Raw genomic sequence first — 15,473 nt, 5'->3', positions numbered from 1 at the left:
CCCGGAAGGGCTCGAACCTTCGACCTGCCGCTTAGAAGTCATCTGCGCGCTGAGCAAGCGCAAAGCGCATTCCGACAGTTTCACGGTTTACCCCAACATTGAGTTTGTTGGGTTTTTTGGATTTGTCGGAACGCCGTCGGCCCCTGCCCTCTCGACCTCGGGAGGCGCTGGATGCACCCGCTGATCATCGACAGCTTCGCCGGCGGCGGTGGCGCATCAGAGGGCATCCGTGCCGCGATCGGCCGTGACCCCGACTATGCGCTGAACCACGATCGCCTCGCGCTCGCAATGCACCGGATCAACCATCCGGATACGCATCACATCGAGGAAGACGTCTGGAACGTCGACGCGCGCTCACTGTGCGCCGGCCGTTCGGTCGGGCTTCTCTGGATGAGCCCCGACTGCAAGCACTTCTCAAAGGCGAAGGGCGGCAAGCCCCGCGAGAAGGAGATCCGCGGCCTCGCGTGGGTCGGCGTGCGCTGGATCAAGAGCCTGCCGAAGGCGCAGCGTCCGCGCGTCGTCTTCCTGGAGAACGTCGAGGAGTTTCAGGAATGGGGTCCCCTCCTCGATGACGGCAAGCCGTGTCCTCTCCAGCGCGGCGCAACCTTCCGGTCCTTCGTCGCGGCCTTCCACGCCATGGGCTACGCGGTCGAGTGGCGCGAGCTGCGGGCCTGCGACTATGGCGCGCCGACGATACGGAAGCGCTTGTTCCTCGTCGCTCGCCGCGATGGCAAGCCGATCGTGTGGCCGGAGCCGACGCATGGCGCCCCGACCTCGGAAGGCGTGTTGTCCGGCCGGCTGAAGCCATGGCGGACCGCCGCCGAGATTATCGACTGGTCGCTTCCGTGTCCGTCGATCTTCGAGACGTCCACCGAGATCAAGGCGAAGCACGGCACCGCCTCGAAGCGCCCGCTCGCCGAGGCGACGATGGCCCGGATCGCCAAGGGCACGTGGCGCTACGTCATCACTGCGGCGAAGCCGTTCCTCGTGCGCGTCAACCACGGTGACAGTGGGGGCCGGCGCGACCGTGGACTCGACGAGCCGATGCCGACGGCGACGCACTACGGCGGGGATGCTCTGGTCGCACCGTTCGTCAGCTACGGCCAGCAGGGCGGTGCCAGCCGGGACCCATCCGATCCACTGCACACGATCACCGCGAGCCCGAAGGATCAGAACGCGGTCGTCGCGCCCTTCATCACCGAATTCAACACCGGGTCGGTCGGACGCGGCATCGACGAGCCGGTGAACACCGTCACCTCGCATTCGAGCGACACGCACGGTGGCGGCGCGGCGCCTCTCGGCCTCGTGTCGGGGATCTTGGTGCCTCGGTACGGCGAGCGCGCCGGCCAAGAGCCGCGAGCTCGTGCCGTTGATCAACCCGCACCCGTCATCGTGCCAACCGGCAACGAGGGCAGCCTCGCAGCGATCCACATGACGCGTCAGTTCGGCGCTTCGGTAGGTTCGGCTGCTGAGGAGCCCGTCGGCACGATCACCGCCGGAGGCGCGGGCAAGGCTGGCGTCGTCGCGGCTTTCCTCGCTCAGCACAACACCGAGCGCGGCGCCGGCATCAAAGCCGGGAGTGACGTGCGCGAGCCCATCTCGACCATCACGTCTGGCGGCGGCCACCAGACCGTCGTCGCCAGCCACATGCTCAACTTGCGGGGCTCGGATCGCCGCGGCGGCCCCATCGATGCACCGGCGCCGACCGCGACAAGCGGAGGCAACCACGCAGCTGCCGTCTACGCCTTTTTGCAGACCTACTACGGCTCCGAACTCGACGGACAGACCGCCGGCGAGCCGCTGCATACCGTTACCACCAAACCCCGGCACGGCGTCGTCACGGTGACGATCGAGGGCCAGCGCTACGCCATCGTCGACATCGGCATGCGGATGCTGACGCCGCGCGAGCGCTTCTCGGCTCAGGGGTTCCGCACCGACTACGTCATCGATCGTGGCGAGCTCGAAGACGGCACGATCCAGCCGCTGACCCTCGAACAGCAGGGTCGGATGTGCGGCAACAGCGTGTGCCCGCAGATGTCCGAAGCGCTTGTCCTACCGAATTACCGCGAGGACCAGGTGCACGTGCCCGAGCGCCGGCGCGAGCTGGAGCCCATGCCAATGTTCGCAGCGGAGTGATGGCCATGGAGATCCAGCAGGCTCCCCCACCCCTTCCCGCGCGGTCATCAACCAGCGAGAGGGGGTGAGCCGTGGGTGAGCAGCTCTATTTCGTCGTCGACCTTCGCCGCGAGTGGACGAAGAACCCGTACATCACGCTCTGGCGCCCAGACAGCGCAGGGTACGCGTACCCCCTGCCATGGGCGGGCCGCTACACCGAGTCGGAGATCATCAAGAGCGGCAGCTATCACACGTGCCGCCGCTATCTGGAAAAGCTCAGGGACCACGTTGGGGTCGGGGAGCGCTTCGCCGTTCGGTGCGAGGACATCGAAGCGCTTGCGACCGATCCCGATACCGAGGGCTGCGGCCGCATTGACGGTAACACTGGTCCGGTCGTCAGGAACTCGGGTGCGATGCGGCTGAAGCTTCGGCGCCTTCGCTTCGAGCTTCCCGATGCCGTCCCCTCCCCCGCACAAGCACGGGGGCGGTGAGCGATGACGGATCGTCCCCTCATCTTCTCGGCGCCGATGATCTCGGCTCTGCTCGCCGGTCGGAAAACGCAGACGAGGCGTATCCTGAAGCCGCAGCCCTACCCGTTTGTGACTGATGGACGGCCGTACTGGAACGCTCGTGGGTGCATTGGCGGCAGGATCAGCATCAGCGATGCCGAACTCCTCCGCCTTCACCGCTGGGTCGTCGGCGATCGTCTCTACGTCCGCGAGGCATGGGCACCACTGGACGCTCTGACCCACAACGATCCGGGCACGAGAGCGTTTGCCGAGAAGGGCTTCTACCGAGCCGATCAGGGCACGGTCGATGGCGAGATCTCGCGCTGGCGCCCCTCCATCCACATGCCTCGCTGGGCGTCTCGCCTGACGCTCCTCGTCGCTGATATTCGCGTGCAGCGGCTTCAGGACATCAGCCAGGCCGACTCAGAAGCGGAAGGCATCTACGAGCGCGGCTCGGTCGGCGATGGTTCTTCGCATGACCGCTGGACGTGGCAGCGCGAAGGTTGGCGCTACGCGACACCGCGCGAGGCCTTCCGCGAGCTGTGGGGCTTGATTAACGGCCCCGACGCCTGGGCTGCCAATCCATGGGTCGCCGCCGTTTCGTTTTCCGTCATCCGCTCGAACATTGACGCCACCCCGCTCCCCTCCCCCGCGCAGGGAGGGAAGTGAAGATGGGCGACGGACTGAAGCGCGCGTGGCGCCGATCAGCGCGCTGAGCGCTTGATGCTCCGGCGCACAGGAGTCGTGACCGAACCCGTCACCGGCACGTCGCGCCGGCTGACGGAGTGCGACGAGGTGAAAAAGTCCGAGGCGGGCTGTCCCTGCACGTTCGGGACCGACTGCGCCTGAGCGGCGCCGGCCATTAGGCTCACGGCCACGGCGAAGAAAGCGATACGACCAGTCATCGATACAGTCTCCAACTCTGCCTGGCGCCGGGAGGGAATCGCCACCGCGCGGGCCTGTGTTGGCGCATATTGTAGACGAAATGAACGTTTATTGTGCGCTTACGCACACAAAGCGGGCTTTGTCTGCGTTTTCGCGCGCCACTCTCCCCTCCCCGCCCGATCCCGCATAACCTGGGTCATGGCCGAGTCTCACGAGCCCCGCTGGACTATCGTTCTCCCGGCATTGGGCGTCTGGGCGGGAGTGGCATTCGTTGTCTACCTGATCGGATGGCTGGCCGATTGGTGGTAGGCATCGCCATGGCCGAATCCCCGACCCCTCTCCGCACCGTGATCTTCACGCTTCTCGCCAGCTTTCTGGTCGGAGCGAGCGTTTTGCCGATGGCCTACTGGACATCAAGGGCGATCGGATTGTGGTAGCTTGAGGCATGGCCGAGTCCCTGAAGAACCCCGCCGACTACACTGCTGCCGACTTGGAGAATATCGCCCAGCGCGCGGAGAGCTACCGCGGGACGGGGTTCTTTGTGCCACCGTCGAGCATCGATCTCTATGTGGCCGCGATCAAAGCGCTGGCTGAGAAGCGGAAGCGGTGACCCTCGACCTTCGCCCTGTCGCTTCGCATCCGGCCAACGGGCGAGTCCTTCGCCATTAGCGACTCGGAGAGCGCGTCGGTGTGCTCGATCTGCTACGACGAAGGAGACCAAGTGCGGCGGTCGGTTCGAAGGTGCCTCATCAAGGAGGACGCCATTGCGCTCGGGAAGGCCGTGGCGCGGGCGCTGACGAAGGTGGCGGATGGAACTATCGATCCTTTGTATCGCTGCTCGGCGAAAAACGCGGGTAGTCTGCCCCTAATATTTCACTATTTTCCAGGATAATAACAAGACGAACGGGGGCTCCGTCTCGCCATATAGGACAGCTTCAATGCCCCGATACTTCTTCGACGTGCATGACGGGGTCGACCTGCGCGACGAAATTGGGCGAGACCTTGAAAGCGGCTCGATCCTGCGGGCGGAGGCCCTGAAGGTGGTGACAGCACTCATGGCGGCAGAGGCAGACGACGCTAGGGAAACTACCCTCGTTCTCACCGTGCGGGATGCAGCCGGCGTTACTCCACTGAAGGTTCGGCTGGTTTGTCAGGTCGAGGAGCTGTAGCGGCCTCTCTATCAAGCTCAACCAAGGCCATGTCGAGCAGGACACGCAGGCGGAAGCTGGCATTCGGTCCAAGCTTCTCTCTCGCCTCCCGGAAAAGCTCACCCACCAACTCAGTGACGTCTTGCTTCTCGGCCATCCATACCCCTGCCGGGTCAGTTATCGGCGTTCCAGGATTTAGAACTTATCTCGGGACCGACTACCCCCAAGCAGAATTTTTTCGGCGAAGGTAGTTTTTCTAACATTTGATGACCGTTAGGCGCGGTAGTAAATTTGCTACCCAACTCCGGACAATTGCGCCTTGGCAGAGGACTTGGTCGCCTCTAGGTGACCACCATGGAAAAGCTCGAAGTCCTTCTCGCACGCCTGAAAGCTCGTCAGCGCGAGCTAATTATGGAAGCGGCCGAGCTGAATATAATTCCAGCTGCTCCTACGCTTCGACAAATCGCGGAACTGCAGAATGCAATTGCCGCGGTTCTGGCTGTTGCCGCGGAGGAACAATAAGCTGGCCGAGTAACGTTTCGGTATTCTCTGATCGCCTCGGCCTTAGGCGGCTTCCTCAATCAAGGTCGGGTCATCGTCATTACCGACCTTGTTGACGCGCTTCGAGACCGGGAATTCCTTTAGCGCGCTCTCCTCAGCTGGTTTCAGGATCTCGGTGCCGGCCGAGCCGTCGAGCCAAGCGTCGATCTGCTTGCCGTCGAGGATCACCGGCATGCGGTCGTGATAGGGCTCCATCCAATCCGACGGCTCTGTGACGACCATCGTGCAGGAGAGCATTTGCTCGCCATCCGGGTCGCTCCAACGGTCCCATAGGCCTGCGATCGCCAATACGGGGGCATCGTCGGCCGCAGTGAAGAGATGCGGCTGCTTGTCACCCTTCTCGCCGGTCCATTCGTAGAAACCGCTCGCAGGGATGATGCACCGCCGCTTCTTGAACGCGTCGCGGAACATGGGCTTCTCGGCCACGGTCTCGGCGCGGGCGTTGAAGGTCGCCGGCACGCTCTTTAGCGGCTTCTTCCACCACATTGGGACGAGCCCCCAGCGCATCGGAACGATCTCGCGTCCTTCCTCGCCCTGACGAACCGCCTCGACGGTCGTGGTTGGAGCGATGTTGTAGCGGGCGCGCAGGTTTCGCCGCGGGCCGATGATGCTCATCGCCTCGTGAACCTGAGCCCAGGTCGGATATTGGGTAAAGCGTCCGCACATTCCGGTAGTCTGCCTCTGGCTGGCTTCAGATTTGGTCCATCGGCAGATCGGGTGCTTGATCCGCTTGCTCGCCGTCGAAGCCCTCCATCCATGCGATGCGTTCTGGCGAGTCGAGTGGGTAGGGGCAGGCGTCCTTAGGTCGACCGGACGCTCGAACGCGGGTTCCCTCCCGCGTAAGTTCGATCACGCGGTTCGGATCCAGCTTTTCGGCCATTTCATTGCCTCCTGCCTGAAAACCCGTAGCTGCCGCGAGAGTTCGCATGGATCGGAGCGGGGACATCTCCCGTTGATCGCGCAGGAGAACCTCATGGCCGCGAACACCGTCACCCTGACCCCTGAAATCAACGAAGCGATCGACCGCTTCATTGCCGCCCAGGAGCCGAAGCAAAGTCAGAACGAAGCCGTGAACGCGATCCTTGGGGACTGGCTGACTCAGCAAGGCTTTCTCAAGCCCGTCGAGTGTCCGCCCGAGGTCGAAGCCAAGGGTGAGTGCGAGTGATCGGCGCCCGGTAAGCACCAAGCGGCGTCATGACTGATCGAATCCCCATCGACGTTCTCGCGACCTACCTCCCGCAGGAAGCGCTCGACCGCATCAATCGTATCTATTCGCCGGAGCGCCAAGCTCGGCAAGTCGATCTTGAACTCGCGCATGTCGGGCTCGCTGCAGTCTGGGAAGACAGCGAGCACGGCCCGGTGATGATGGAGATCAGGCGCCGGCTTCCACCTAACCTGGACGAAAGCGATTCAGCCTAGGCGGTTGCGACCGGTAGTTCGTCGATCTGCGTCGTGTAGTGCGGCGTCCGCATCTCGAACTTCGTCGACCAGCCAGCACGTGCCCGTTCCAGCCCAGCCCGCGCCGGGACGACGGCGCCGCGGCCGAAGCGAGCATTGCAGGTATCCATCGCCGCCATCAGCGCCGCGCCGTGCTCACGGTCGAGTTGGCCGATGAGAGCGCGCTGGCTCTTCTCTAGTGGCACCAAGTCGACGGTGATCACGCCGGCCTTGCTGTAGCGCCAGGGCGGATCACCCTGCGGTCGCCAGGTCCGCGCGACGCCATGCAGCGCCGCTTTGATCAGCGCCATCGTGTCGTTCGAGGCTTCCGGGAGCGTCACGACCGTGGAGACTGAGCGCTGTGGGCTGTCCCGATCGTGCTCCGAGGTATGGAAGAAAACCGTGACGTGGTCGGTGCCGAGACCTTCGCGTCGTAGCTTTTCGCCCAGTCGCGTTGCGTGAGTGGCCACGGCCTGCTCTAGCCGCGCCCGATCTTCCACGCGGTTACCGAACGAACGCGTCACCGCGCAGCCCTTCCGCACTGCAGGCAGCGCTTCGAGGGAAAGGCAGGACTGGCCGCGCAGTTCGTGAATCATGCGTTCGCCGACGACGGTCAGCGCCTTGCGCACCGAACGGGTGTCGAGGTCGCGTAGGTCGGCGACCGAGTCGACGCCCATCGCCTCGAGCTTTGCGAGTGATGCTCGGCCGACGCCCCACAGCTCGCCGACGTGGATACGGGGCAGCCAGAAATCGTAGGTTGTCGGGTCGGTGAGATCGCAGACACCGCCAAGCTCGGCGACCGACTTGGCGATGTGATTGGCGAGTTTCGCCAGCGTCTTCGTCGGGCCGATGCCAACGCAGGTCGGGATGCCGGTCCAGGCGCGGACCGTCGAGCGAATGTCGCGAGCGAGGCCGACGCGCTCGCCCTCACGCACATCGGACAGGTCGAGAAAGCTCTCGTCGATCGAGTAGACCTCGACCCTCGGGGCAGCGTCTCGATAGATCGCGTTAATGCGCGCCGACATGTCTCCATAGAGCGTGTAGTTCGAGGAGAATACGCGCACGCCCTTTGATCGGCAGAGCTCGCGGATCTTGAAGTAGGGGTCGCCCATCTTGATCCCGAGCGCCTTGGCCTCAGCGGTGCGGGCGATGGCGCAGATCGGGTAATCGGGCCGTCGCCAGCCTTCCCCACGTCGCGGATCGTGGCAAGCTGCCTGAGGTGCCATCCGGTCTGCCGGGATCAGAGCCCGCGACCGATCATCCGGGAGCAGGCTCATGCGCTACTATGCCGGTCTCGATGTCTCGCTGGCCGAGACCTCGGTGTGCGTCGTCGATGAAGACGGGAAGATCGTCCGGGAGGCCAAGGTCGCGAGCGAGCCAGAGGCGCTGGCCACATGGCTCGACGCACTCGGTCTACCGCTGACCCGTGTCGGCCTGGAGACCGGCGCGCTTGCAGGCTGGCTCTTTGAGGAGATGACCGAACTCGGCGTGCCCAATGTCGTCTGCATGGACGCGCGTCACGCCCGCGCCGCGATGGTCGCGATGACCCACGAGACCGACCGCAATGACGCACGCGGCCTTGCGCAAATGCTGCGCACAGGCTGGTTCCGGCAAGTCCACGTGAAGGCACGTCGGACGATGGAGTTGAGGACCTTGCTGACCAGCCGCAAAACGCTGGTGCTGAAGATCGGCGACGTCGAGAACCAGATTCGTGGTTCACTCTGTCTGTTCGGGATCAAGCTCGGCACGGCCAAGCGCCGGACCTTCTCGGAGCGGGTGCGCGAGCTGACGGCCGACCTGCCACGCGTGGCTGCCATCCTCGACGTGCTATTGCAGGCGCACGCGGCGATGCTGCTCTCGCTCGACCGACTCAACCGCATGGTGCTGGAGATCGCCCGCGAGCACTCGGTCTGCCGCAGACTGATGACGGTGCCAGGCGTCGGCGCGGTGGTTAGCCTGTCCTTCATTGCGGCCATTGAGAACCCGGCCCGGTTCGCCAAGTCGCGCTCGGTCGGGGCGATCCTCGGATTGGTGCCGCGCAAGCATCAATCCGGCGAGATCGACCGGAACGGGAGGATCACCAAGACGGGCGATACGGAGGCGCGCGCCGCGCTGTTCGAGGCGGCACACGTCATGCTGCACCGTGTCAAGAAGTGGTCCGGGCTGAAGGCGTGGGCGACGAAGGTGGCACAGCGACAGGGCAACAAGCGCGCGACCGTGGCGCTGGCTCGCAAGATGGCGGTGGTAATGCATCGGATGTGGGTGGACGGCACGACCTTCCGCTTCAGTGCGGTCGAGGCTCCGGCCGCCACCGCCGCGTAGACATCTCACGGTTTGCAGGGATCGAGGTCGGGTACGCTCGACCTCATCGGGTCGTCCTCACGGGGACGGGCGGGAGATGAAGCCGGAATGACGGCTGTGCTGGCCCCTGGGTCAAGTCCGCTGTCGCATATAGGCTCGCCTCTCATCGGAACGCGATCATGTGGCGGCCACCGTGCCGACTACGGACAGAAGCCAGGAGCCCCGTGAGACGAACAGGATGAGGCTAACGAAACACCAGTTTCGGAGAAGTCAGGCAGAAAAGATAAAGCATCCAAGCAGTGGAGCGTATCGCAAGCTAGTCCTACGACGCTGGAAGCAAAAAGGCTCTCGGCGATTGATGATGATCGACTTTTTCGTGGTGCGCGACGGAGGAGATTCTAGAACTCCGCTCTATACAAAGAGCGCGTATCATCAGCCGGGAAGACGCATTCGGTACAACAGTTTTACTATGTCTTTGTATGGGCCATCAGACAGGTAAAATCTGAACTCAGCGCTTACCTCCACGACAAGGAGAGGCATAAAACAAGGCTTGACGGAGAGGGCCCGATTACAGAAGCCATCATTATTGCTCAGCACGATCACGGGAACGTCGGCCAGCTTGCCGTCGAAGACGCGTTCGCAGGAGCAGTAGAAGCTGTTGCCGTCGATCAGCGCGATGGCGCGGCTCACCGCCGTAGTCGGACCAGTGGCCGATTCAGGCGAAGAGTGACGGTTACGACGCCCCAGATCGCGGCCTCGCTGATGTCCTCGATGGCGGCTGCCGGCAACTCGGGATTGTCGAAGGCGAGGACAGCCCGATTGCCGTCGAGTCGGTAGCGCTTCAGCGATGCGGCGCCGTCGATGATGGCAAGCACGATGTCGTCTTGCTTCGGCTCGACGCTGCGATCGACCACGACGATGTCTCCATCGTGGATCCCGGCGCCGACCACCGACCAGCCCGCGACCCGCCATAGGAAGGCGGCCGGCGGATTCGGCACCAGCCAGCGTGGCAGGCCCAGCGCCTCTTCCAGGAAGTCATCGGCCGGAGACGGAAAGCCGGCGCAAACCGACTGCCCCAGAAAAGGAACGGAGACCGAGCCGAGGCCATCCACGGGAAGTTGGTCGACCGTGACGACGTGCACCTTGTTCTCCCATGCGAAGCGGAACACATAGAGAACAGACAGACGGCTGACGATCGGTCAACGCGACCGACCGCGCTTGTGGACAACGGTTTCTCGCCATGGCGATCAAGACGACACACCTCGTCCAGAGCTTCGTGATCAAGCGGAAACGGCTGGTGCCGGGAGACCGTGAAACGGCACCGACTGAGAGCGGCGCTCTGAAGAAGGCCGAGGCGATGGCCAAGCGCATTCCCGGCACCGCCGCGATCCGCGTCATGGCGGACGACAAGACAGGCGAACTCGAGAGCGCGACAATCCTGGGTCAATTCGGCGACGTGCCGGATGATTTTGCTGAGAACCTCGCTGGCTGAGGGCTGCGAACGCTGGGCCACACGAGGTGAAGGCACCGGATCGGGATTGAGGTTAGTCCTCAGCACGCTCGATCTGCTTCCCCTCACGCTGCATCTTCGCGTGGATGAAGCACAGGCCGTGCTCACGCGCCCACTGTGTGCACCGGCTCTTGATCACCTTCGGCACGTGGACTCGGACGCCACCCCTCACGACGGAAGCCTGCTTTTTAGTGAGTATGGCCTGACACTGAGGTGGCTGTGGGTCTTTCATCCTCGGTTTCTAGGGATAGGCCGCCGCTTACGAAAGCGAGCAGCTACGAACTCCACGCAACGCTGGATTGCTATGCCGAAGGCGATGGCCCTGGCTTCTCCAGTAAGACGAACCTCGGCCAGCGATTAGTGTACCAGGACTCGATCTCCTTGCCGCAGAGCCCGCATTCGAAGCTGCCCTTCTCGTCAAGAGCCTGCTCGTCCTCGACCCGCTGGTAAATCGCTCCGCACTCGCATCTGATTTGGGTCTCGGACATCGGCTCGCTCCGGAGAAAGTAGGCAAACCGCGTGTGGAGCAGGTCGGTTCAGGGCGCACGAAAAAGCCCGGCTCAGCGGGTGCTGGCCGGGGTCAGCTTGATTGATCGCAGCTCAGTTCGAGTTGCTGCCGCCACCGCCGCTTCCACGAGCGCCCGGCTGGGAGGGCGAAGCCGAATTGCCGCCGGCTGCCGATGACGAGGCGCCGCGTCCGCCTGTGTTGCTCTGGCTCATACTCTTGGTGGTGGTCATGCGCTTGTGGCGGCTGCGGGCATCCGCAGGGGCCGTCATTTGGGCCATGACCAGCGATGACAGTGCCGCGGCGCAAGCGGCGATCGTGAGCTTTTTCATAGGTGATCCTAAAAAGTGCGAGTGCCCACCTAACCCGTGCTCGCATCGATAGTTCAGCAGATATGAAAAAGCCCGCTCGGCGAACCTGGCGGGCTAAAATTAGAGATGGAGCGTAGCCAACGGGTCGCTCAGCCGTCTTTGGATACGAAAAGGTAGGTTGCGGCGCTCAAAGTCTCCCCGGATGCTCGATGCGTAACGCTGTCGACGCGGAAGTGCCGGTAGGCGTGACCCTCGCCGCTTGGAAGCTATATGGTGTCACCGGCGCGAGGTAGCTGGTCGAAAGTGCAACGACCAACCTCTGTTTTTTCGTCGAGCCAGATTTCACAGTCTACCGGCATATCGAGCTTGATGCGCCTAGCGGCCGCGCAGGAAGAAGAGCCAGACCAAGATAATGACCGGAATCGGAATTCCGATGAGCCACAAAAGACCACCCGTGAGCATGACAAACTCCTTGTTGCGAGCGGCAACGCGGTGCTCGTCGTCTAGTTCAGCGCAGACACAACAAAGCCCGCACCGGGGAGTTCAGCCGGGCGGGCTCTGAAGCTGGATCTCACAGGAGGGTGAGACGGACCCAGGCATGGTGAACCCAAGATGCGAGCGATGGTTCAGGCGCATCGAACCGATCGGCCGGCGGAACACCGGAGCCGGACGAGCGATTGCAGGCCTACCAGCGCCGGTAGGAGCACCATCGATGACGAGCGACGCTGTGGATCGGCAAGAAGCTGCAAACCGGTTGATGGCTCAGATGGGCATGCCGGGTCGCTACGTCGTCGTTGGCGGCACGGACTGGGTCACGGTTAAGGTCCGAGACCTCACGGACGATCTGCACGCTCTTCTTGCAACGAAGCTCGATGGCCTCCCGTATCGCATCGTAAACTGGAACGATGAAGTTTCTTCGTAGATCGTTCGCCGGGCCATACGGAACGAAAACTCGAGCATCGACGTCGAGCGTAATGGACCGCGAGCCAACTCCAGACGAACAAAAGCGCCGCTTCGCCGACCTATGCGCTCGACTACTTGGCTTCGACGAGTACGACGGCCACCCGATGTGGCCACCGCTGGCCTTCGTCGAGGATTTGGCCGAACCGCGCGGGCGGCCCACCAATGACCATATGAGCAACGACGCACAAGGTCTCGACGAAGTGTTTCCTGGCTGATGCCAGGCGCAACAAAGTCCGCCCGTGAAACGCCGGATGGCCGGGCGGGCTCTGCCGCCGGGCTACGTGCTGAATGAAACGCTCCCGAGCACGGGAGATGGGGCAGCGAGCCTATGGCTTCGGTTGCTACCGAGAGGGACTAGTTTAGTTCGCTGGGCGCTCGCCAGGACCTGCACCATTCGAGCCGGTTGGACCGGACGCGGAACCCTGCACGCTCTGACTTGAAGGGTCGGAGGGCGACTTAGAGCCCTGGTAGGAGAGGATCACCGCGCCAATCGCAACGGCAACGACGAGGCCGATAACCAGCGCTACGAGCGTGGGTCTTCCCTTTTCGCCCTGTCGCGCTCCAGTTCCTGTTTCGCGCTGACTCATATCGATCTCACTTGGCACATCACCTGAGCGTGACGTTCTGCAAACTGGTCGCCTTTGCGGGTGTTCCGAATGATTGAAGGCGAGACACGACAAAGACCGCTCAGGGGACGGTCCCGGGCGGGCCTTGAAGCCGGGGGCTCACAGGAATGAGCCGGGCCCAGGACTGGTGAACCTGACATGAGAGCGATGGTTCAGACGCAGCAAAAAGCCCGCTCGGCGAACCGGCGGGCTTTGTAGGAACGGCTCGGCCTGATCGGGCTTGGCTCTACCGTCCCACCAGCATACCCCCCGCCGCGCTGCGTAGATGTCTCCTACAAGCCGCACGACACGGAAAAGCCCGCTCCAGCTTTCGCCGGGCGGGCCAAGTCGCGATCTAAGGGAGGGATGCTGGAACACCACCATTTGGAGAACCGGCCGCGCGGCCGAATGTTCACTGGCAAAAAGAAACCCGCCGCAGCAAGCCGGACGGGCTCAGTTTCGAGGTTGGAGCGGCATGCGCCGCCGTCTCAATGAAACCCGGCTTTGTGGCATCAATCGGGATCGCCGCGCGCGTTGACGCAGAGCGCGTATCACGACGCGGCGACCTCGGTCGGGAGATCGGCTTGCATGGTGGTGGCGATACGAGGGATCGAGCGGGTCGGCTATGGCTCGCGAGCCACGTCCGGCCACTCTACCGACCTCTCAAGCAACGCGAAACCCGGTAGTGAGTCAGCTTGAAAAAGCTCGAAAAATTTGTGTTCCTGAAAGACGTAACCCAGGTGCCAGTTTCAGTTTGGTTAGAAATCCAACATACGTTACAGAAAATCTGAGCTTTTGCGCCTATGCCGAGACATCATCGGCTGGTCCTCGGCGTCGATGACTGAGAGCAAAGCGTGCTCCCGCCGGATGGCCGGAGCTGAAGCGTGCCTTACTTCTTTTTTGACATTCACGATGGCATCCACGTCACGGACAGTGTGGGCCAGAGGCTACCGGATCTCGAGGCGGCGAAGATGGAAGCCGTGCGGATCGCTGGGTCTTTTGCAACGAGGCCCAGCATGATGGGCAGCAGCGGTGGGGCTGTGGTAGTGGTCATCCGCAGTTCCCCGAACACAGTCGTAATGACGGTTCGAATGGCCTTCAACATCGAGTCGCCGAAAAGTCCCCGTGAGCCGTAGAGTTGCGACGAGGCACGGCGCTGTATCCCGGTCACGCTGCCAGGGTTCGTCGAAGCCCATCTGGCGAAAGAGCGGAGGAGTTTCGCGACAGGCGGGGTGAGTCAGTTTCAATTCTGACGGATGCCGGAGGGAACGTGCTGGCGATCGCGGAGCCGGGCGAAGTAGGGTCGCCGGATTAAGATTAAGCCTTATGCGGCCACCCATTCGAATGACGGCTTTTGATACAGTTGGACATCTTAAAGGCGAAAGCGTTCAGGCAGCAGCTAAGTGGATTACCTAAATTAATCGTCAGCCCACCTCAATTAGTTCCATCGATACATGTTCAAATTATAGCAAGATGCTTATGAGCTAAAAATAGACTGAGTTTTTCTTCGTACCGAATGCTAATTTTTGATGCGCAGTGCTTGCAAGAATAAGATGACAGCGTTTTGAAAGATTTTCCTAGCTTTTTATTGTTTTTCCCACATGATGGGCACATATGCGCCATCAGCACATCGTTCAATAATGGTGAGAGACCCATAACATTAAATACCTTCAATTGACTAATATATCAAATATCACCCCGTTAAAATAATCAAGCGGCATATCGCGAATGCAATCAAAATAAGTAATTTGAAATCTCCGCGGTCCTTGGCGCGAAGTGAGTTTTAGGTCTCGAATTGCAGGGATAGCGGCCGCCGATTCCTTCATCCCGATTACTTGTCACGCAACCGAAGGCGGAACGAAAAAGCCCGCCACGGCGAACCGGGCGGGCTGAAACTTTTTTCGTCAGGCCTCATGGGCTCACGGATCAGTGTCCGGACCCGTGGCGCTCGGCTCCGCCTCGCCGGCTGTGTAGCCCTCCAACCAGTCGAGGCTCTCCTGCGAGCCGGCCCGATAGGGATTGCCCTGGTCCGACGTGCCGTTTGCCTTCGCCCGCTTGCCTTCCTCGTAGATGTCCTTCGAGACGACGTCGCCCACTTGTTGCTCCTGCCTGATCAGCCAGCCATCCCGTGGCGGCAGAAGCCAACGCATCAAACCAGAAAAAGCCCGCCCGGCTTTCGCTGGGCGGGCCAAGGTACCCAGGGAGGAAGCTGAGGTGGTCGCAAGCGTCGCGCCAGACGCAACAAAGCCAGCACCGTGAAACGCCAGATGGCCGATGCGGGCTCTGCAGCCGGGCTGCTTGATGAATCAAACGCTCCCGAAACCAGGAGGTGGACCGGAACCCGGGCCGCCTCAAGCTGGAGTGGAAGATCCGCTCAGCTAACGGTGTGGGTTAGATAAGGTTTCGGATCGTTCCGCCGCACCAGTTCATATAATTGAGAGTGAGAAAGCCTTAGGGCTGTAGAACACCGTTGATGACGTGGATTACGCCGTTTGACTGCATCACGTTTGCGGTCGTGACCACGGCCATGCCGCCTTTGGCGTCGGTCAGCAAGACCTTCTTGCCTTTGGTGGTGACGGTGAGGGGCTCGCCTTGGGCGGTCTTGAGCGTAGCCTGTCCGCCG

Annotated in this window: 22 protein-coding genes; 13 read left to right on the top strand and 9 right to left on the bottom strand. The window is 62.2% G+C overall.

What is annotated here, in order from left to right; translation table 11 throughout:
* Positions 1-171: 171 nt before the first annotated feature.
* From GGR33_RS07730 to GGR33_RS07720, 3 genes are all read left to right on the top strand, one after another.
* Entirely contained in the window at positions 172-2,136 is a 1,965-nt protein-coding gene (locus tag GGR33_RS07730; protein WP_183503678.1) for a DNA cytosine methyltransferase, read from the top strand.
* A gap of 71 nt (positions 2,137-2,207) precedes the next feature.
* Positions 2,208-2,606, top strand: coding sequence for a hypothetical protein (locus GGR33_RS07725; protein ID WP_183503676.1), 399 nt, complete (start codon positions 2,208-2,210; stop codon positions 2,604-2,606).
* A 3-nt stretch (positions 2,607-2,609) separates the two neighbouring features.
* On the top strand, positions 2,610-3,293 hold the full coding sequence (locus tag GGR33_RS07720) for a hypothetical protein (protein ID WP_183503673.1): 684 nt from the start codon (positions 2,610-2,612) through the stop codon (positions 3,291-3,293).
* A gap of 35 nt (positions 3,294-3,328) precedes the next feature.
* Here the strand turns inward: GGR33_RS07720 and GGR33_RS07715 are convergent, their stop codons facing one another.
* On the bottom strand, positions 3,329-3,529 hold the full coding sequence (locus GGR33_RS07715; RefSeq protein WP_183503671.1) for a hypothetical protein: 201 nt from the start codon (positions 3,527-3,529) through the stop codon (positions 3,329-3,331).
* 425 nt (positions 3,530-3,954) lie between these two features.
* Between GGR33_RS07715 and GGR33_RS07710 the strand changes: the two genes are divergently transcribed.
* The 3 genes from GGR33_RS07710 (at position 3,955) to GGR33_RS07700 (ending at position 5,179) form a co-directional block, all read left to right on the top strand.
* Entirely contained in the window at positions 3,955-4,119 is a 165-nt protein-coding gene (locus tag GGR33_RS07710) for a hypothetical protein (RefSeq protein WP_183503669.1), read from the top strand.
* A gap of 328 nt (positions 4,120-4,447) precedes the next feature.
* A complete protein-coding gene (locus tag GGR33_RS07705) occupies positions 4,448-4,678 on the top strand; it encodes a DUF6894 family protein (protein WP_183503666.1) in 231 nt (76 codons plus the stop codon).
* A 333-nt stretch (positions 4,679-5,011) separates the two neighbouring features.
* On the top strand, positions 5,012-5,179 hold the full coding sequence (locus tag GGR33_RS07700) for a hypothetical protein (protein ID WP_183503664.1): 168 nt from the start codon (positions 5,012-5,014) through the stop codon (positions 5,177-5,179).
* A gap of 42 nt (positions 5,180-5,221) precedes the next feature.
* Here the strand turns inward: GGR33_RS07700 and GGR33_RS07695 are convergent, their stop codons facing one another.
* Together GGR33_RS07695 and GGR33_RS07690 are read right to left on the bottom strand one after the other, a co-directional pair.
* Positions 5,222-5,884 carry an SOS response-associated peptidase gene (locus GGR33_RS07695; protein ID WP_183503662.1) on the bottom strand — a complete coding sequence of 221 codons (663 nt, stop codon included), beginning with the start codon at positions 5,882-5,884 and terminating at the stop codon, positions 5,222-5,224.
* Between the two features lie 25 nt (positions 5,885-5,909).
* Entirely contained in the window at positions 5,910-6,098 is a 189-nt protein-coding gene (locus GGR33_RS07690; protein WP_183503659.1) for a ribosome modulation factor, read from the bottom strand.
* A gap of 93 nt (positions 6,099-6,191) precedes the next feature.
* Between GGR33_RS07690 and GGR33_RS07685 the strand changes: the two genes are divergently transcribed.
* Together GGR33_RS07685 and GGR33_RS07680 are read left to right on the top strand one after the other, a co-directional pair.
* Positions 6,192-6,383, top strand: coding sequence for a hypothetical protein (locus tag GGR33_RS07685; protein ID WP_183503656.1), 192 nt, complete (start codon positions 6,192-6,194; stop codon positions 6,381-6,383).
* 29 nt (positions 6,384-6,412) lie between these two features.
* A complete protein-coding gene (locus tag GGR33_RS07680; protein WP_183503652.1) occupies positions 6,413-6,637 on the top strand; it encodes a hypothetical protein in 225 nt (74 codons plus the stop codon).
* On the opposite strand, the gene GGR33_RS07675 is transcribed toward GGR33_RS07680, so the two are convergent.
* Positions 6,634-7,881, bottom strand: a complete 1,248-nt coding sequence (locus tag GGR33_RS07675; RefSeq protein WP_183503649.1) for a Y-family DNA polymerase — start codon at positions 7,879-7,881, stop codon at positions 6,634-6,636. The two genes, GGR33_RS07680 and GGR33_RS07675, sit on opposite strands and share 4 nt — an antisense overlap.
* Positions 7,882-7,930: 49 nt before the next feature.
* On the opposite strand from GGR33_RS07675, the gene GGR33_RS07670 reads away from it, so the two are divergent.
* A complete protein-coding gene (locus GGR33_RS07670; protein WP_183503647.1) occupies positions 7,931-8,977 on the top strand; it encodes an IS110 family RNA-guided transposase in 1,047 nt (348 codons plus the stop codon).
* Between the two features lie 411 nt (positions 8,978-9,388).
* Here GGR33_RS07670 and GGR33_RS07665 read toward each other — a convergent pair whose 3' ends face one another.
* Positions 9,389-9,646: a hypothetical protein gene (locus tag GGR33_RS07665; protein WP_183505134.1), complete on the bottom strand. Its 258-nt coding sequence runs from the start codon at positions 9,644-9,646 to the stop codon at positions 9,389-9,391.
* The gene (locus GGR33_RS07660) at positions 9,643-10,098 is read right to left on the bottom strand and encodes a LexA family protein (RefSeq protein WP_183503644.1); all 456 of its coding nucleotides are present in this window, start codon (positions 10,096-10,098) and stop codon (positions 9,643-9,645) included. The genes GGR33_RS07665 and GGR33_RS07660 overlap by 4 nt, the downstream gene beginning before the upstream one ends.
* Before the next feature lie 98 nt (positions 10,099-10,196).
* Between GGR33_RS07660 and GGR33_RS07655 the strand changes: the two genes are divergently transcribed.
* Positions 10,197-10,448: a hypothetical protein gene (locus GGR33_RS07655; RefSeq protein ID WP_183503642.1), complete on the top strand. Its 252-nt coding sequence runs from the start codon at positions 10,197-10,199 to the stop codon at positions 10,446-10,448.
* Positions 10,449-11,066: 618 nt separating this feature from the next.
* Here GGR33_RS07655 and GGR33_RS07650 read toward each other — a convergent pair.
* A complete protein-coding gene (locus GGR33_RS07650; protein ID WP_183503640.1) occupies positions 11,067-11,303 on the bottom strand; it encodes a hypothetical protein in 237 nt (78 codons plus the stop codon).
* Between the two features lie 691 nt (positions 11,304-11,994).
* Between GGR33_RS07650 and GGR33_RS07645 the strand changes: the two genes are divergently transcribed.
* The 3 genes from GGR33_RS07645 to GGR33_RS26515 all read left to right on the top strand — a co-directional run bounded on the left by GGR33_RS07645 (position 11,995) and on the right by GGR33_RS26515 (position 13,986).
* Positions 11,995-12,204: a hypothetical protein gene (locus GGR33_RS07645; protein ID WP_183503638.1), complete on the top strand. Its 210-nt coding sequence runs from the start codon at positions 11,995-11,997 to the stop codon at positions 12,202-12,204.
* On the top strand, positions 12,188-12,460 hold the full coding sequence (locus GGR33_RS07640; protein WP_183503636.1) for a hypothetical protein: 273 nt from the start codon (positions 12,188-12,190) through the stop codon (positions 12,458-12,460). The genes GGR33_RS07645 and GGR33_RS07640 overlap by 17 nt, the downstream gene beginning before the upstream one ends.
* A gap of 1,274 nt (positions 12,461-13,734) precedes the next feature.
* The gene (locus tag GGR33_RS26515; protein ID WP_425488755.1) at positions 13,735-13,986 is read left to right on the top strand and encodes a DUF6894 family protein; all 252 of its coding nucleotides are present in this window, start codon (positions 13,735-13,737) and stop codon (positions 13,984-13,986) included.
* A 783-nt stretch (positions 13,987-14,769) separates the two neighbouring features.
* Here the strand turns inward: GGR33_RS26515 and GGR33_RS07635 are convergent.
* Together GGR33_RS07635 and GGR33_RS07630 are read right to left on the bottom strand one after the other, a co-directional pair.
* Positions 14,770-15,000 carry a hypothetical protein gene (locus tag GGR33_RS07635; RefSeq protein ID WP_183505132.1) on the bottom strand — a complete coding sequence of 77 codons (231 nt, stop codon included), beginning with the start codon at positions 14,998-15,000 and terminating at the stop codon, positions 14,770-14,772.
* A gap of 301 nt (positions 15,001-15,301) precedes the next feature.
* A partial coding sequence (locus GGR33_RS07630) for a fasciclin domain-containing protein (protein ID WP_183503634.1) occupies positions 15,302-15,473 on the bottom strand: 172 nt, incomplete at its 5' end.

It is taken from the genome of Methylobacterium brachythecii, from assembly GCF_014196345.1.
GTDB lineage: Bacteria > Pseudomonadota > Alphaproteobacteria > Rhizobiales > Beijerinckiaceae > Methylobacterium > Methylobacterium brachythecii.
This window is presented reverse-complemented; position numbering and strand designations above follow the sequence as displayed.

Bases quoted from the DNA above. Each gene is read 5' to 3' on its own strand.
- GGR33_RS07730 (WP_183503678.1), top strand. From the start codon at position 172: ATGCACCCGCTGATCATCGACAGCTTCGCCGGCGGCGGTGGCGCATCA.
- GGR33_RS07720 (WP_183503673.1), top strand. From the start codon at position 2,610: ATGACGGATCGTCCCCTCATCTTCTCGGCGCCGATGATCTCGGCTCTG.
- GGR33_RS07715 (WP_183503671.1), bottom strand. From the start codon at position 3,529: ATGACTGGTCGTATCGCTTTCTTCGCCGTGGCCGTGAGCCTAATGGCC.
- GGR33_RS07710 (WP_183503669.1), top strand. From the start codon at position 3,955: ATGGCCGAGTCCCTGAAGAACCCCGCCGACTACACTGCTGCCGACTTG.
- GGR33_RS07705 (WP_183503666.1), top strand. From the start codon at position 4,448: ATGCCCCGATACTTCTTCGACGTGCATGACGGGGTCGACCTGCGCGAC.
- GGR33_RS07700 (WP_183503664.1), top strand. From the start codon at position 5,012: ATGGAAAAGCTCGAAGTCCTTCTCGCACGCCTGAAAGCTCGTCAGCGC.
- GGR33_RS07695 (WP_183503662.1), bottom strand. From the start codon at position 5,884: ATGTGCGGACGCTTTACCCAATATCCGACCTGGGCTCAGGTTCACGAG.
- GGR33_RS07690 (WP_183503659.1), bottom strand. From the start codon at position 6,098: ATGGCCGAAAAGCTGGATCCGAACCGCGTGATCGAACTTACGCGGGAG.
- GGR33_RS07685 (WP_183503656.1), top strand. From the start codon at position 6,192: ATGGCCGCGAACACCGTCACCCTGACCCCTGAAATCAACGAAGCGATC.
- GGR33_RS07680 (WP_183503652.1), top strand. From the start codon at position 6,413: ATGACTGATCGAATCCCCATCGACGTTCTCGCGACCTACCTCCCGCAG.
- GGR33_RS07675 (WP_183503649.1), bottom strand. From the start codon at position 7,881: ATGGCACCTCAGGCAGCTTGCCACGATCCGCGACGTGGGGAAGGCTGG.
- GGR33_RS07670 (WP_183503647.1), top strand. From the start codon at position 7,931: ATGCGCTACTATGCCGGTCTCGATGTCTCGCTGGCCGAGACCTCGGTG.
- GGR33_RS07655 (WP_183503642.1), top strand. From the start codon at position 10,197: ATGGCGATCAAGACGACACACCTCGTCCAGAGCTTCGTGATCAAGCGG.
- GGR33_RS07650 (WP_183503640.1), bottom strand. From the start codon at position 11,303: ATGAAAAAGCTCACGATCGCCGCTTGCGCCGCGGCACTGTCATCGCTG.
- GGR33_RS07645 (WP_183503638.1), top strand. From the start codon at position 11,995: ATGACGAGCGACGCTGTGGATCGGCAAGAAGCTGCAAACCGGTTGATG.
- GGR33_RS07640 (WP_183503636.1), top strand. From the start codon at position 12,188: ATGAAGTTTCTTCGTAGATCGTTCGCCGGGCCATACGGAACGAAAACT.
- GGR33_RS07635 (WP_183505132.1), bottom strand. From the start codon at position 15,000: ATGCGTTGGCTTCTGCCGCCACGGGATGGCTGGCTGATCAGGCAGGAG.